At 40.8% G+C, this 16571-nt stretch carries 14 protein-coding genes, 2 riboswitches and 1 other annotated feature; of the genes, 8 read left to right on the plus strand and 6 right to left on the minus strand.

Features of this window, described 5'->3' with window-relative positions; translation table 11 throughout:
• Positions 1-183 precede the first annotated feature (183 nt).
• The 4 genes from MKZ10_RS04205 to MKZ10_RS04220 form a co-directional block, all read right to left on the minus strand.
• Positions 184-2028, minus strand: a complete 1845-nt coding sequence (locus MKZ10_RS04205) for a ribonucleotide reductase N-terminal alpha domain-containing protein (protein ID WP_342508157.1) — start codon at positions 2026-2028, stop codon at positions 184-186.
• 212 nt (positions 2029-2240) lie between these two features.
• Positions 2241-2424: riboswitch (cobalamin riboswitch) on the minus strand.
• 234 nt (positions 2425-2658) lie between these two features.
• Positions 2659-3546, minus strand: coding sequence for a glycine betaine ABC transporter substrate-binding protein (locus tag MKZ10_RS04210; protein WP_342508159.1), 888 nt, complete (start codon positions 3544-3546; stop codon positions 2659-2661).
• Between the two features lie 2 nt (positions 3547-3548).
• Positions 3549-4202, minus strand: coding sequence for an ABC transporter permease (locus MKZ10_RS04215; protein WP_342508161.1), 654 nt, complete (start codon positions 4200-4202; stop codon positions 3549-3551).
• Positions 4199-5329 (minus strand): betaine/proline/choline family ABC transporter ATP-binding protein, encoded by a 1131-nt coding sequence (locus MKZ10_RS04220; RefSeq protein WP_342508163.1) that lies wholly within the window; start codon positions 5327-5329, stop codon positions 4199-4201. Before MKZ10_RS04220 ends, MKZ10_RS04215 begins: the two co-directional genes overlap by 4 nt.
• A gap of 238 nt (positions 5330-5567) precedes the next feature.
• On the opposite strand from MKZ10_RS04220, the gene MKZ10_RS04225 reads away from it, so the two are divergent.
• The 8 genes from MKZ10_RS04225 (at position 5568) to MKZ10_RS04260 (ending at position 13470) form a co-directional block, all read left to right on the plus strand.
• Positions 5568-6251, plus strand: coding sequence for a response regulator transcription factor (locus MKZ10_RS04225; RefSeq protein ID WP_342508165.1), 684 nt, complete (start codon positions 5568-5570; stop codon positions 6249-6251).
• Positions 6252-6266: 15 nt separating this feature from the next.
• The gene (locus tag MKZ10_RS04230) at positions 6267-7304 is read left to right on the plus strand and encodes a sensor histidine kinase (RefSeq protein WP_342508167.1); all 1038 of its coding nucleotides are present in this window, start codon (positions 6267-6269) and stop codon (positions 7302-7304) included.
• Positions 7305-7371: 67 nt separating this feature from the next.
• Complete coding sequence (locus tag MKZ10_RS04235; RefSeq protein WP_342508168.1) at positions 7372-7941, plus strand: YdeI/OmpD-associated family protein; 570 nt, start codon at positions 7372-7374, stop codon at positions 7939-7941.
• 16 nt (positions 7942-7957) lie between these two features.
• Positions 7958-8872, plus strand: a complete 915-nt coding sequence (locus tag MKZ10_RS04240) for a YafY family protein (protein WP_342508170.1) — start codon at positions 7958-7960, stop codon at positions 8870-8872.
• A 63-nt stretch (positions 8873-8935) separates the two neighbouring features.
• The gene (locus tag MKZ10_RS04245; protein ID WP_342508172.1) at positions 8936-9436 is read left to right on the plus strand and encodes a DinB family protein; all 501 of its coding nucleotides are present in this window, start codon (positions 8936-8938) and stop codon (positions 9434-9436) included.
• Positions 9437-9903: 467 nt separating this feature from the next.
• Positions 9904-10680 carry an ABC transporter ATP-binding protein gene (locus tag MKZ10_RS04250; protein ID WP_342508174.1) on the plus strand — a complete coding sequence of 259 codons (777 nt, stop codon included), beginning with the start codon at positions 9904-9906 and terminating at the stop codon, positions 10678-10680.
• A complete protein-coding gene (locus MKZ10_RS04255) occupies positions 10667-12643 on the plus strand; it encodes an ABC transporter permease (protein WP_342508176.1) in 1977 nt (658 codons plus the stop codon). The genes MKZ10_RS04250 and MKZ10_RS04255 overlap by 14 nt, the downstream gene beginning before the upstream one ends.
• 467 nt (positions 12644-13110) lie before the next feature.
• Positions 13111-13470, plus strand: a complete 360-nt coding sequence (locus MKZ10_RS04260; protein WP_342508178.1) for a YxeA family protein — start codon at positions 13111-13113, stop codon at positions 13468-13470.
• A 42-nt stretch (positions 13471-13512) separates the two neighbouring features.
• Here the strand turns inward: MKZ10_RS04260 and argS are convergent, their stop codons facing one another.
• Positions 13513-15177, minus strand: a complete 1665-nt coding sequence (gene argS / locus MKZ10_RS04265) for an arginine--tRNA ligase (protein ID WP_342508180.1) — start codon at positions 15175-15177, stop codon at positions 13513-13515.
• A 54-nt stretch (positions 15178-15231) separates the two neighbouring features.
• Positions 15232-15438, minus strand: a binding site (T-box leader).
• A gap of 99 nt (positions 15439-15537) precedes the next feature.
• Entirely contained in the window at positions 15538-16035 is a 498-nt protein-coding gene (locus tag MKZ10_RS04270; RefSeq protein WP_342508182.1) for a DUF3231 family protein, read from the minus strand.
• A gap of 346 nt (positions 16036-16381) precedes the next feature.
• A riboswitch (cobalamin riboswitch) is annotated at positions 16382-16563 on the plus strand.
• The last annotated feature ends 8 nt before the right edge of the window (positions 16564-16571 follow it).

Below are 16571 nucleotides of genomic sequence, written 5' to 3' on the forward strand. Positions count from 1 at the left end.
TTCATTCAGCAGAAGACCCCTGCTGAATGAAGATAAAGCCTCCGGCGGATGTCACAGATTTTGAAGGGAGTAAGAAGGTAACCTAAGTTCGCTGCGTCCTGCGGCAACGGTTCCATGACCAGCCTCGTGCTGGCCCCAATATCAATTCAAAATCCGGACGCAATCACGCCGAGGCGTGATTGATTAAAATGAAATCGCCGTATTTAAAAAGTATGGGGAATTCGTATGTGCATGGATAGAGCCTGTCATCTTCAGACCGCTATTCCAAGCGCTTACATGCAGGACTAGTAATTCAGCCGCTTGAATTGTATTTGGTACGTACAGGTTGAGTGAAATACATTGATCGATATGGCGTTGACGGGCTGCATTTTGCTTCAAAGTCCATTGTTGGTCGATGAAGTATCCTGATTTATAAAACCAACGTGTTTCTGGGCTTAAATCTGGAGCAATGATTGGAATGCTACTGTCTAGTTGTTCATCTAGATAGCACTTTTGAATAATAGGCTCAATTCCGATGGTACTAGCCGCTAGGGTCGCTGTCGATGAAAGGGATGCTATTGCCGTCATAGAGGCGTTCCGTATACCGTTTAACGCAACATTGGCACGAAGTCTCTGCCATGACTTTGAAAGGTATCCCCTATCTTCAAAATATGCTCCGTTATACCAATCTGATTCTTTGAATAAAGGATAAGCCCCTTTTTCTTTCGCGAGCTCCATCGAAGCGGAAATCGTTAAATAGGCGATATTCTCGTATAATTCATCGGCAAACTCTACTGCTTCCACAGACTCCCAACGAATTTTATTTAAGGCAAGCAAGTGATGCCAGCCTGTTGTACCTAGCAGTAGACCACGATTGTGTACGTCTTTTGGCATTGACTGTGCGTTTAAATCAATGGCATTGTCGAGCATGCGCACCTGAATCGTAATGAGACGCTCCAATACACCAGCAGGAACTGCACGTCCAAGGTTGATGGACGAGTGGATACTTTGATTTGGATGTAAGGCATCGTTTACTGCTGCATATTTGTTCGTCTTTTTTCGATTGATCTCATCTTTATAAACTAGATGGGGAAAGCCAGTTGTTAGTTGGCTATGCATGATCTGCTTCATAAGGTCGATAGCGAAAATGGTCTTTTTGCTAAGTTTCGGATGCTGCACACATGCCATGTATTTTTCACGAAATGAGCCTGCCCCCTTCTTTTCATCATAAAAATCCTCAAGGGAATAGCCCATGACAGCCTGCACCTCATGTGGGTCAAATAAATGCCAATTGCCACGTGATTCAACTTGTTCCATAAATAAGTCAGGGATATAGACAACTTTGTCGTCGATCGTACTGTCAAGGAACTTAGTAATATCTATGTGGTAGACAGCTAGGTAGCTGGTAAACGTTGTTGGCTTGTTATTATTTTGTTTTTGAAGTTTTCCAGCGTTCAGCAAGGTTGGCAATTCGACGGTCATATATAAATGACTCATTGCCCAGTAGGCTTCCGCTATTTTTTTAAGCCGTTTTTCTGTTTCATTTTGCATAAGGATCATTGCGATGATGAGCCATCGTTCCTGGGGTAGTTCAACAGGTTCATTGTCAGCATCCCTCGTAATATAGTTACTCATCATCATTTGCAAGGCGCTATACGTGAATAATTTGTCTCTTTCTGGGGTGATTAGGTTCCCGATAAGCCGAAGTTCTTCTTGTGAATAGCGTTCAACTAAAATCGGGTCGTACAAACCAAGTGTCACTAATCGAGTAGTATGTGCCGCGAAATCTGTGTAGATGTTCGAGTGACGCTGCTTGGCATAGAGGTCATGAAGATGAATTCGTGCTGCGATAAAGGTCCAGTGTGGTTCGTGCTCATTTAATTGGCTGAGCGAGTGTGAAATCATTGACTGTGACCAGTCTACGTAGCTACCGTTAGGGAATTTTTTGATCCATAATGTACTTGCTTCCAATAAAGAGGCTACTGCCTTCGTACCAAAATCCAAGGATAATTTAGTTAATAAATCGAGATGTTTTGTTTGCATAGACATTATTTGTCTCCTTCCATGATTTATGTTTGGAATCAAGCTGATCTCGCTTTTCAAAACAAAAAAGCGATAGTTCTACCTTTTCGGTAGAGCCATCGCTCATGGATTATTCGTTGGAAACAGAATAGGACCGCACACATCATTTGATTTAGTCGTATAACGACGGATTGATGGTAGGAACCTGCTCGCTTCCACCTCTCAACCCCCGAAGAAAGTGTCGCATAACGATGGAGGGCAGGTCTTCTGGCTCGCGCTTCATTCTTCCAGCCAGCCTTCCCATGGATTTACTCCACAGTGGCTTTTTTGGCGGTCGTCAGCGCTTACAGTTGCGGGGACAGCTCCGGATTTTCCCGGATTCCCTTTTAAACCGATATCGGTACCCATTCATCGTTCAAAAGTATATAGTGTGTACAATTTACTAACTTAACACTAGCATGTAGTGGGCAAAACGTAAAGCAAGAAGGCGATATTTTGCGTGGCGGTCATAACCTCATGTGAGACGGTCATAAAGTGGCTCGTGGCGGTCATAAACAACTTCAAGACGGTCATAACGTGGCTTATGCCGGTCATAACGTCAAAACGCCGTGCAAAAACCGCATCTCTCGCTTGCGGAGAGGTGCGGTTTCGCATTCATCATTCTTCCATTAACCCTGACTCAATAAGGAACTGCTGTGCAACTTTCTCCACCATCATTCCCTCATTATCCACTTTAGCATTCATCTTCTGCATTGCTTCTTCGTCAATCATGTCTGCCAGTTGCTCGAGTACTTCTTCAATCTCAGGGTACTCCACTAATGTTTCTTTTCGTACAAGGGGCAGTGCATGGTAAGGCGGAAAGTAGGATTTATCATCCTCTAGCACACGTAAGTCGTAATCTTGTAACTGACCGTCTGTCGTGTACGAGTTAATGACGTCTACTTCATGAGCGCCGATGGAACGATACATGATGCCGTGATCCATTCCTTTGACGTCTTTGAATTTCAATCCATATTCTTCCTGGAATCCAGGCAAGCCATCTGGACGGTCGATAAATTCAAAGACAGCACCGAGTATAAAGTCTTCCGAGACATTAGCGAAGTCACTGAATGTCTTGACGCCAAGTTCCTCGGCTCTTGATTCATCTAACGCTAATGTGTACGTATTATTGAAGCCGAATGTGTCGAAGGCGATAATGCCATCTTCATTGACTAGTCGTTTGGTAGTCGCCAGTGTCTCCTCGGCTGTGCCTGGGTCTTCGTGATAATAGTTAACGACAATCGTTCCCGTGTAATCGGGTACGACATCGATTAGGCCGTTCAGCATAGCGTTCCAAACGACGTTGGAGCCGCCGAGATTTTCTTTGTAAACGACTTCGATATCTGTTTTATTTTCAATCAATTGCCCCATGACATGTGACAAAATGATACTTTCTGTATTATTCCGAGAGCCTAGTGTTAGTGAATCTTTTTCGATGAAAATACAGCCTGACAGCATACTTGCAATAAGGCCTACCAACATCAATACAATAAATTTATTTTTCATACTTACTTCAATCCTTCCGGCGTCGTCCATTTTTCAAACGCACCGAAGAGTGTTTCTAGTACAATTGCAAGAAGTGCTGCTGGAATTGCACCAAGTAAAATCAAACCATCAATGCCGCGCGTAATTCCAAGGAAAATGAAATCTCCGAGTCCGCCTGCACCGATAAATGCAGCAAGCGTTGCTGTACCTACGTTAATGACAGCTGCAGTTCGAATGCCGGCCATGATAACTGGAAGCGCAAGTGGCAGTTCCACTTTGAATAGAATTTGCATACTTGTCATACCCATCCCTTTTGCCGCTTCGGTTGTCGCTTTATCAACGTCTTTAATGCCGGCATACGTGTTGCGGATAATCGGTAACAAGGAATATAGGAATAGGGCAGCGATTGCTGTTTTGACACCAATCCCGAAAATGGGAATCATGAAACCGAGTAGTGCAAGGCTTGGAATGGTTTGCATAACGCCAGCACCACCAAGTACGACGGTTGTCAGTTTTGGAACCCGTGTAATCAAAATACCAAGTGTAATTCCAAGAGCAATGGCAATGAGCATTGAGAAGAATACGAGCTGAATATGGACAGACGTTGCTTCAAGTACCTCTTCCCAGCGCATTTGTGATTGTTGGACAAGTTGTTGCCAAATTGTTAAGTTATTCATTGGCTTTCCTCCGTTTCCGTCCACTGGCTGGACATAGCGGATAGCAGTGAACCTCGTGTTACGACGCCTAATACTTTTTGATGACTACCGACAATCGGAATAATACCAAAAGGCGCGTTGTCCATCATAATGATGGCGTCTTTAGCAGTAGCTGTATCTGTTAAGAAGGGTTCTCGTGGCCCCATAATTTCGTCAATCGTTTTAATAGTATCTAGCTTTTTAATCAAATCATACGCGGAAACAATTCCGAGTAACCTATTATCATCGTCGACCACAATAAGGCTTGTAATTTTGCGCTGTCGGATAAGTGAAAGTGCTTTTTCCGGAGATCGGTGAGGTAGAGAGGTGACGACCGATTCCGACATAATCTCGGTAACGGGCATGAGTTCAGGGTTTTGGGTAATCCGATGTTTCCCAATGAACTCCTCTACAAAGCCGTGGGCTGGTTCATGTAGTAATTTCTCTGGAGTGTCCAACTGTAGAAGCTTACCGTCTTTCATAATAGCGATACGATCGCCCATTTTTAACGCTTCGTCCATATCGTGGGTAACAAAAACGAATGTCTTATTCAATTTTTTATGCAATGCGCTTACCTCTTCTTGTAACTGGTCACGTGTTAATGGATCGAGTGCACTGAACGGTTCGTCCATTAAGATAATATCGGGGTTGCCTGCAAGGGCTCTTGCGATACCGACACGTTGCTGTTGACCACCTGAAAGTTCCTTTGGATAGCGCGTGGCAAATATGTCTGGATCAAGACCGACTAAATCGAGCAGCTCGTTGACACGGGCTTTGACTTCTTTAGGGTTCCAGCCTTTTAGTTGGGGAACAATCGCGATGTTTTTTTCGATGGTGTAATGGGGGAAAAGGCCAATTTGTTGGATGACATAGCCTATGTTTCTACGTAATTCTGACGGATTATACGAATTGATATCTTTGCCGTTGATAGAAATCGTTCCACTTGTATGTGGTTCCATCTTGTTAATCATTTTCATCGTTGTCGATTTACCCGAACCACTTGGTCCAATTAACACAAGAAATTCACCTTGCTGAATATCAAAGTTGATAGATTTAACAGCTTGGAATCCGTCACCATACACTTTGCTTACGTTTTCAAATTTTAACATACGTACCTCCTGTAGTTTTTTAAAAAAGAAAAAATTAAAAAATAGTAGATAAAAAAATAACGAAAAGCTAATAAAAAAGAAGCCCTATTTAGCTCCGATTTGTGTCGGAACAACGCCTCTAGTAACCAGTATAACATAATATTGACGATTTTTCATTATTTAAACTTGTTTAGTCTACTTATTGCTTGTCTGTAACAATTTCAATTAGAATAAATGAAAGGAAGGAAGTGCATCGGAAATGGATATGACTATTTTCATCGTTGAGGATGATGTCGCGATTTTTAATTCATTAAAAGAACGGCTTGAGCAGTGGTCTCTTCATGTGACGGGACCAGATGATTTTCATGATGTCATGGGAGCTTTCATTCAAGAGAAGCCACATTTGGTGATGATGGATATTCAGTTGCCTGCCTACGATGGTTTTCATTGGTGTCGTGAAATACGTGCCGTGTCAAAGGTACCCATCATTTTTCTGTCATCCCGAGATCATCCCATGGATATGGTTATGGCGATGAATATGGGGGCGGATGATTATATTCAGAAGCCGTTTCATACGGATGTGTTGCTGGCAAAAATCCAAGCGATTTTACGGCGCACTTATGCGTATGGTGAAGAGGCATCAGATGTACTGGAATGGAATGGTGCAGTCATTGATATGAAGCGCGGCGTTATTCGGAAGGATAGCGAAGAAGTAGAGTTGACGAAGAATGAGTTTTTCATCTTGGCGGTGCTTGTGCAATCGACGGATGAGATTGTATCGCGTGACGACCTGATTCGCAAACTGTGGGATGATGAACGATTTGTCAATGATAATACGCTAACTGTCAATATGACCCGATTACGTCAAAAGCTTGCGGAACTCGAGCTAGGGGAAGCGGTGATTACGAAAAAAGGGCTCGGCTATATGGCGATTACGTTGTAGGAAGGAGATGTCCACGTGTTCATAAGTTATTTGAAGGATATGATGAGCTGGATTGCCTTTTTCTTACTTGCGCTTGGTTTGACGGATATGCTTATTTGGCTCGATCAGGGAATTGACGCGAAATTTTCGTCTGTATTCTATGTCAATGTGTTACTTATTATAGCTCTCGTCCTTTTTATCGGCTGGCGTTATCGAAAAGAAATGAAGTTTACGAAAGAGTTAGCTTTACTGACGAATGATTCCACAACGGATTGGCATGAAATATTGCCAGAAACAATTTTTATGCGTGATGAAATGACAAAAGAAGTGTTGCAGCGGGCTGCGTTGTTATTTTCAAAAGAACTGGCTGATAGTAGGCGAGCAAATATTATCGAAAGCGACTATACTGCTGCATGGGTACATGAAGTCAAAGCACCGCTGACCGCGATGAAACTACTTATTGATTCATATGGTAAAGATCCAGCTATTCGCAAACTAGAGACGGAATGGCTACGTGTTTATTTGTTAATTGACCAACAACTTTACATATCACGGCTGTCAACCTTGGAAGCAGATTACATTGTGGAAAAAACAGGCGTTCACCGATTAGCTACGGCAGAAGTCCGTGAATTGGCAACATGGTGTATGGAAAAGAATATTGCTGTTGAATTTGAAGGGGAAGACGCAAAGGTAGTAACCGATGTTAAATGGAGTCGATTTATTATCCGTCAAATTTTGACGAACGCAGTGAAGTATAGCCAGGCGGGCGGTACGATTTGTATCTTAACGAGTGTTAAGTCAAGTGGTAACGTTGTGCTGACCATAAAAGATGAAGGTCCAGGCATAAAATCGTACGACCTTTCCCGTATTTTTGATAAGGGATTTACTGGAGGGATGGGACGACTTCAAAATGCAGCGACAGGACTCGGACTTTATTTGGCAAAGACAGTGGCCGATAAGCTTGGAATCACATTGGTCGCGGAATCAATCATGAATCAAGGAACTACGATTACGATGATTTTTCCGACTGAAAATGAATTTGATAGTATACGCATACTTCGTAAGGGTGGGTAAAAGTAATTAATGACGGAATCACTTTTAATTGGTGAAATTGTTCATTTTAGAAAGGATAATTTTAAAAATGGAAATTAATAATCTGATTAGAGTTAAAACAAGATGGGAATTAAGAGATTGGCTTGAGAGAAATTCAGAGACAGAAAGTTTTTGTTGGGTAATCGTAAGTGTGACTGAACGATCAGAAGTTATTCAGTATTTAGATGCGGTTGAAGAAGCATTATGTTTCGGGTGGATTGATAGTGTAAAGAAGAAAATATCAGCTACTGAAACAGCCCAAAGGCTTTCCAAAAGAAAGAAAAAAAGTAATTGGACAGAATTAAATAAAGAAAGAGCAAGGAGATTAGATAAACTAGGTTTGATGAAAGAGGGAGGACTGAAAATTCTTCCTAATATGCAACCTGAATCATTTATGATAGATAAAGATATTAAAGCTCGTTTGCAAGAAGATGAACAAATATATCAGAACTTCATTAATTTTCCTGAACTATATAGGAGAATTAGAATTGATACCATACAAAGTTATAAAAATGAACCTGATACTTTTAATAAAAGGTTGGATAAATTTATTGAAAATACAAGAAAAAACAAAATGTATGGTCAGTGGAATGACAATGGACGCTTAATCAATTATTGAGAGAAGGAAATGAGAATTGAAATTAGAACGTTTGCTATCGATCATATTCAAGCTCTTACATAATGAAATTTTGTCAGCTTCTCGTTTAGCTGATGAATTTCAAGTATCATCAAGGACAATTTATAGAGACATCGAAACGATTTGTATGGCTGGTATACCAGTCGTTTCTTACCAAGGTACTAACGGTGGTTTTGGTATAATACAAGGATACAAATTTGATAAAAGCTTAATGGGTTCTTATGACGTTATGAATCTAATCACAGTATTAAATAGTCTATCGAGTATTTTTGAAGATAAGGAAGTTGAACATACGATAGATAGATTGAAAATACTGGATACAAATGTCGAAAATGAGTCTTTACTGATTGACTTAGAAAGCCATAGAACGGAATCAAATTCATTAATGAATCTACGAAAAGCTGTACATGAAAAAAGGATAATCCACTTTGATTATGTAAGTAATAAAAATGAATTTACATCACGTGAATTAGAGCCTATTCACCTTCATTATAAGTTCCGCAGCTGGTATTTATATGGTTATTGCAGAGGACGTCAGAATTATAGAGAATTTAGAGTATCACGTATGATGAGTATAACTCTGACGCAAGAAAAGTTTCTACAGAATCACGAAATTAAACGTGATTCATCTCATTCAAACTGTAATCCAGAAGGATTTGAAGATGTAATCATACGGGTGAATCCTAATTCCTTAGTAGACGTATTAGACCAATTCCAACACTCTTCAAAAGTCATTCACAATGATGGAAGTATGTCATTTACCATTTCTGTTTATCAGCCACTACATGCTGGATGGCTTAAATCTATTCTTCTAAGCTTTGGTAGTGGGGCTGAAATTATAAAACCTATGGAGCTGCAGTCGGTTTTAGTAGATGAAGCAAGAAAAATAATTAAAGTTTATAAGGATGTATGACAGACTGCTGTCATATATCTTTTTTTATAATACAACTATCAACTGTTAAAGGAGAGATGTTACATGAACCATGCAAAAAAAATGTATGAGTACCACGTTTGGGCTAATAAGGTGTTACTAGAAAGGGTAAAAGAGTTACCGGGCAATGTCCTATATAAAGAGGTTAGTAGCTCATATCCAACTATTGCTCAAACGTTTAGTCACATCTATGTGGTAGACATTATGTGGTTACAGGTACTTAAAGGAATTGATATGCAAGAAGCATTAGAAGCTTCTATGGTTTTAGTAGAAAAGATTAATTTGTATTCTGTAGATGAATTCGTTAAGTCGTATGAAGATCTAGCATTGCAGTATGAAGAATGGATGAATAGCCAAAAAGATTTAGAACAAAAAAAGAATTTGAATAATCCTTGGTCAGGTGTGAGAGAAACTGCTTACTCAGAAATTTTATTTCATGTTGCTAATCATGGTACGTATCATCGAGGTAACATAACAACTATGTTGAGACAGCAAGGACACGCTTCGACAATGAATGATCTCTCTTTACATTGGTATATGAGCTAGGTCATGTAGTGCTGATGAACGAGTGGTAGCCCATGTCAATAGATATGCTGATTTCCCCCCCCTTTTTGTTGGGGCTATAGTTTAACAAGTCAACCTAAACAAGTCGATTCCTTAGTAGATAGGAATTCGACTTGTTTAGGTTGAAATTTGCTTAGCGTATAAAAAAATCTGTTGACGGTACTCCTAATGGGAGTTGAAGTAACTAGCGAATCGACTGGAAACTAGATGACATTGTCCGTCAGTTTAAACTAGTGGAAACACATCCGAAGAAGTGGGTATACTTTTACGGACTTTTTCTTTGATTATTAGGAGTAGGTAGCCCGCAGGAAAAGGTCCACACCTTACGCTATTTCTTATCTAACATGACAACAATGTCACATTACCTCTCAAGTTTGTCATGCAAATCGCACGACTGTAGTTTCAAACCGAGGTACGATAGGGACATGAAAAACAGGGAGGCATAATTGATGGACCAACATAAAACGATTTTACATGCACAAAACGTGCGGAAATCATATGGGACGCGGGGCAATGTTCAACAAGTATTGAAGGGAATTGATCTTCGTGTCGGAGAAGGTGAGTTTGTCGGCATTATGGGATCGTCTGGAGCAGGAAAGACAACGCTGCTCAACGTGCTCGCCACAATTGACCGTGCAACGGAAGGAGCTATCCTCATTGGTGGTTCTGATATATCCAAGATGAAAGACGCAGAGCTATCAGCGTTTCGTCGTGACAAGCTCGGGTTCATTTTCCAAGATTATAATTTGCTCGACACATTGACAGTGAAGGAAAATATTTTACTGCCCGTATCGCTTGGGAAAATGAAGAAAAAAGTAGCGGAGGCAGAGTTCAATAGTATTGCTGATATTCTGGGCATTAAAGAGCTTGCACATAAATATCCACACGAGATTTCAGGTGGGCAAAAGCAGCGAACATCTGCGGCACGTGCCCTCATTAATAAACCATCGATGGTATTTGCGGATGAGCCAACAGGAGCACTTGATTCCAAATCGGCGTCATCGCTACTCGGCACGATGGAAGATGTCAATAAAAAGCGTGGTGTCACGATTATGATGGTGACGCATGATCCTTTGGCATCAAGCTATTGCAGTCGTGTGGTGTTCTTGAAAGACGGCAACATTTACTCGGAACTGTATCGTGGCGATAAAACACGACAAGCCTTCTTCCAGGACATCTTGAACGTTCAAGGCGTTCTTGGGGGTGACAGCGTTGACACTATTTGACCTTGTCATTCGTAGTATGCGGAAAAATATTAAGCATTATTATCTTTATTTTTTTGCGCTGATTTTAAGTGTAACTTTGTATTTTGTTTTTGCAACATTACAATACGATGAGGCAGTTAGCGCTGGCTCAGGCGCCAGGATGAAATCGGCATTTCTGGCAGCGGGTATACTTCTGTTATTCATCGCGGGGATTTTCGTCGTGTATGCTAATGCCATCTTTTTGAAAAGACGAAGCCGGGAAATTGGTTTGTATCAATTGATTGGCTTGTCGAAAAGCAAGGTTTCCCGCCTGTTAATTACCGAAAACGTATTATTGAGTACGGGAGCGCTCATTATTGGAATTGGTGTAGGTCTGCTCGTATCGCGGTTGTTTTTACTTTTACTAGTAAAACTTATAGGGTACAAGGAGTTCATTACAGTGTCATTTTCATTCATGGCAGTTCTTCAAACAATGGTCGTATTCGTGGCGATTATTGCGCTGACATCTATACAAATGCTGTTGACTGTTCATCGAAGCACGCTCCTCAGTTTATTCAATGCTGATAAAAAAGGAGAGCATCCGAAAAAGCCGCAAGCATTTATTTCGGCTGTGCTAGCTCTGCTCGGGATTGGGCTTATTGTTTTCGGTTATTGGTTGTCAGGCCGCATGTTGGACTCAATACTCTCAATGCTATTCTTCAATATGTTAGCGGTGCTTGCATCAACCATTTTGGGAACATATCTTGTGTTCCGTGTCACAATTAGTTGGTTGTTTTATCAAATTCGAGTGCGTAAGCAAGGACATCTAGGATTGAATAATAGTTTGTCGATTGCACCGCTCATGCATCGCATGAAAGGCAATGCGAACTCGTTGACAATTATTTCGGTGTTGTCTGCGATGACGCTTGCTATGTTGGCCGGCTCGTATTCGCTTTACTACTCGACAGAGAAAGAAGCACGATATATTATGCCGTTTGATTTCATGTTTCAAGATGAATCATCTAGCTCGTTTTCAGCTGACGATTTAACGGTTGAGGATTTCGAAGCAGGTTTACAAGAAAATGGGATTGAGTATACATCTGAAACAATTGAGCTACTTGGAGTGGAAGGGACTTATGAAAAGGATGTTTTTCCTGAATTTCTTGACAGAAGTGAAACGATTTATAATACCTATATTGTAAATGCTAAGCAATTACAACAAGCGGGTCTTCAAGTCGAAACACCACAAGATGGATCTGTCATTTTTCATAGTGCATCCATGGGGGCTCTGGCAAAAGATATAAAGATGCCATTTGAGATGTATATTACAAGTGGTGAAACAGAAAAGGTATTTACCGCTGTGAAATATGGCGAAGGAGATGTTATGAACGCAAGTTGGGGACCTCAACTAGTGGTGAGTAATGCTGACTTTGAACAGTATAAAAAAACGATGGTTCCAGAAAGTATAAAAGAGATGGACCCGAGCAATATTGTGAAAAATGTTCGGGTGTTCAATATCACTGACAAAGATCAACTCGCTATTGCCTCAGATATCCGCAACCAAAATTGGGAGGATGGTACTTGGGCGTATGGTGTAGATTATTACACGATGTATGAAAGGTCCATACAGGGCAATGGCTTGCTCATCTTCATCGCAGGATTCCTTGGACTTGTCTTCCTGATCTCGACAGGTAGCATTCTGTATTTCAAGCAAATGACAGAAGCAGAGCAGGAGAAACAAGGCTATGCAACTTTGCGTCAGCTAGGTTTCACGGTGCAGGACATTATGCGCGGCATCATCCGTAAGCAAGTATTTGTCTTTGGGGTGCCGCTGCTCATTGGATTGCTACACTCGATATTTGCCATTAAAGCTGCGTCATTTATCTTCATGTCTGATATTACTGTGCCAGCTTCGATTGCGATGGGTGTTTATGGGTTAATTTATCTTGTATTTGCCTTTTTGACGGTTGGCTATTATCGGAAGACGGTCAAGGCAGCTCTTTAAACTTTTAGATGTTTTGTACCCTACCCGGATCATTCATCTTTATGTCTGATATAACAGTGCCAGCTTCGATTGCAATGGGGATTTATGCGTTAATTTATCACGTCTGTTGATTAACCATTACCTAAAATAACAGTGGCAAAGACTATGGTAGAAGCTTCAGCCGCCAAAATTATATCTTTGGCGGCTTTCTCCAGTTAAGAAGCCCTCTATTCTCTTGTCCCCAAAAGCATTTGCACTTTGTGTATCTATGTTTTTGTGGAGTGATGGATGAACGACCATCCTACACATAAAATATCACGGCTATTGTATAGAAGTCGTTCAATCCAGAGCGAGACAAAAAGAAAACATTACACAGAGTACCTAGTGTTTGATTAAGTTATTTTTTGGTTAATCAATAGACGTATTAATTTATCTACTGTTTGCAGTTCTAGCAATAGGTTATTACCGAAAGGGGAATAAGTAAAGCCATGAAGAAATTAATTGTAACGATTGTCGTTATAGCTGTTATCGTTGGTTTGATCTTGGGTTTGAGAAATATAAATCCAAATAGATTGGGCGCAGATAGTTATTATATTCAAATCACGGATAGTGGCGATACAATTGAAGATAAAATAAGCACTGGAGAAGTAATGATTCGATACGAATACACTTTGCCTGCGTTTGATAAAAAAGGAAATAAAAAAGAACTCACATTTACAAGTGGTCATGAACTGCGTAAGGATGCGTATATAAACTTATTTTGGAAAGAGAATAAAGGTGTCACTTCATATCAAGAGGTGCAAAAGGAAGATATTCCGGAAAAAGCATTAAATGAATTGAAGAGATAGAAAGTAACACGTCAGAATCCAATGTGGATTCTGACGTGTTATTTACATTTCCTCAGGCGCTTGCATACCTAAAAGTCTCAGTGCTTCTTTCAAAACTTTTGCAACGCTAGCGACAAGCACAATTCTATATTCTTTGTGCGCGACATCTGACAGTACGTGAACATTGCCGTAAAATGCGTTAAATGCTTGTGCGAGATTGACAGCATATTTGGCGACAATAGATGGATCTAGATGGTGAGCAGCTTGCCTAGTGATATGTGGAAACTGCTCAAGTAACTTCACAATTTCCCATTCGAAATCATTGACTTCATCCACAACAAAAGAATCGCTAGCCTCCTTTTTACGCAAAACGGAACGAGCGCGGGCATAAGCATATTGAACATAAGGACCCGTTTCCCCTTCCGTTTGGAGCATCGTCGCTAAGTCGAACTCGATATCGTGTTTTCGATGCTGCTTTAGATCACTGAATAAGATGGCACCAACACCAATGGCCTGAGCGGTCGCTTCTTTATTCGATAAATGAGGGTTTTTCTCTTCAATATTTTTTTGTGCAAGGGCGATCGCATCGTTTAGCACTTCTTCCAATAACACAATTTTCCCTTTACGTGTCGACATCTTTTTGCCATCCTTCAAAATGAGCCCAAAAGGTATGTGCTCGATTGTATCAGCCCATTCATAACCCATTTTGCTAAGCACTTTCTTGACTTGCGTGAAGTGCAGGCTTTGTTCATTGCCCACAACATAAAGGGATTTTACAAAATCATAGGTTTCTTTTCGGTCAATGGCAGCAGTCAAATCACGAGTTGCATACAGTGTCGCACCATCTGATTTCTTGATCAAACAAGGCGGCATATCTCCACCAATTTCAACAACTAATGCGCCATCAGACTCTACCAGTAGTCCTTTGTCAGCTAACTCGTTAACAACAGGCTTCATTTTGTCATTGTAATAAGCTTCTCCATTATACGAATCGAAGGTAATCCCAAGTAAATCATAAATGCGTTGAAATTCCTTCAGTGATTCCGATTTAAACCACTTCCATAAGGCAAGTGCTTCGGTATCGCGGTCTTCTAACGCTTTGAAAGCGGCTCTGCCTTCATCATTCAATGAATCATCCTGCTCCGCTTCTTCATGGAAACGGATGTATAGTTTCAAAAGCGTTTGAATCGGTGCTTGTTGGACTTCCTGTTCATTGCCCCATTTGCGATATGCAGTCAGTAACTTGCCAAACTGTGTCCCCCAATCTCCGATGTAATTGATTTTGATAGTCTTGAAACCATTCTTTTCGAGCAATAAAGCTATAGAGTTTCCGATGACAGTGGAGCGTAGATGCCCCATTGAAAATGGCTTCGCAATATTAGGAGAAGATAAATCAATCGTGACGACTCCGCCATTGCCATTATGATTGGAACCATAGGTTGTTGATTGGTTGTGAATTGTTTGTAGTAAAGAGTCTGTCATAACAGAACGATTCACAAAGATATTCACATATCCAGCCACAGCCTGTGCTTTTAGGATGAGTGGATGGTGGATTGCCTTTGCTAGCTCCTCAGCAATCACAACGGGTGACTTCCGAAGTTCCTTGGCAAATGGAAAACAAGGCAGAGCTAAATCACCTAGATGTGTATGGGTAGGCCGTTCAAGCATACTTTCATGTAGTGGAAATGAGCTAAATTGTTGTAGCACTTGCAAAACATCCTTTTTCATCGTCAACACTCCCTCGTCTTTTTTAATGGAACAAAAAAAGCCCTCGTCTCAAATTAATGAGACGAAAGCTTAGCTTCCGCGGTACCACTCAAATTGCCCGTATAAGGCCCCTTCATCATAACGGCGAGACACCGGCTTTCCCTACTCCATTCAGAAAAGCATCTTCGAAGTGCGCTTCGCAAGTATTCTTTACCAGGCTCTCACCAACCCCAGCTCGCTGAAAAAAGAAACAATTGCTACTCTCTTCGTCAATGATATTGTATGTGAATATAGCAAAACGATGTGCAAGTGTCAATAAGTGATCTAAGGTGATCCCGCGTGAAGGGATAAATACATGGCACCAATCAGCAAGAAATTTTGTTATTCATTATGAAGTGGGGGCGGAATAATCCAACCTTTTTCTTTATTTAATCGCAACAGTTTAAGGCCAAACGTTGCTCTTTCGGCAATATATTTCCCAAACATCATGGCGATATCCTCCCTGAGGCATTGCCCCATTACTTGGCTACAGGACACAAGTCCTTGCCCGACATTTAAGGAGACGGCGGCGCTGATCTCAGGGTCCGAAAACCTTGCACCAACTGGGATTTCTTCGGCACTCGCTTTAGGGCGCCCAGGTAATGTAGGGGGCGGTGCAATACCATTATCTTTTAGAAGTTGTTCGAGAGCCTTATTTTCAGCCTTCATTATTTTAATCACATCCTCAAGAAGCTTAATCAGTTCATCGTCCCCCGCATGATTAATAAATGCTTCATACCCACTGATTAATCCATTATTCGCCCCGATAAATGCCCATGTACCTATTACCTCGCCATAATGCATCGGTTCATCTTTGGGATTTCCATTCATAATGCCCAATAAAAGCACTCCTCTTAATTTTGATTTTTTGGTACTAAAGAGTACGATGTGTAACTTTTGATTATTTATACGGTAAATATGTGAAAAGATAAATATTCAATGAAAAACGAACTATAGAAACTATCTAATCTAAGTAGTGTGAATATAACTTTTTAGACTTTTACAATTTTGTTTATAACTTTTGAAAATTCTAGAACGATGCCGATGATAACGGTTGTGAAAATGTGGAAAAGGCACCTGTGGATATGTGGATAAGCACTTGTTTTTCAAGTAAGTAAACTTTTTACCTATTTACGTCTAAACCACAACATGTTAGGGTATAAAGAGACTAATAGGCACTATATATAGTATTGAACGATGAAAAGGTACCGAAATCGGTTTAAAAGGGAATCCGTTATTATGGAGCTGTCCCCGCAACTGTAAACGCTGACGACCGCCGAACAAGCCACTGTGGAAATTTCTATGGGAAGGCAAGGTAGGAAGAACGAAGTGTGAGCCAGTAGACCTGCCCTTCATCGTCAAGCGACACTTTCTTC

Source organism: Sporosarcina sp. FSL K6-2383, assembly GCF_038618305.1.
GTDB lineage: Bacteria > Bacillota > Bacilli > Bacillales_A > Planococcaceae > Sporosarcina.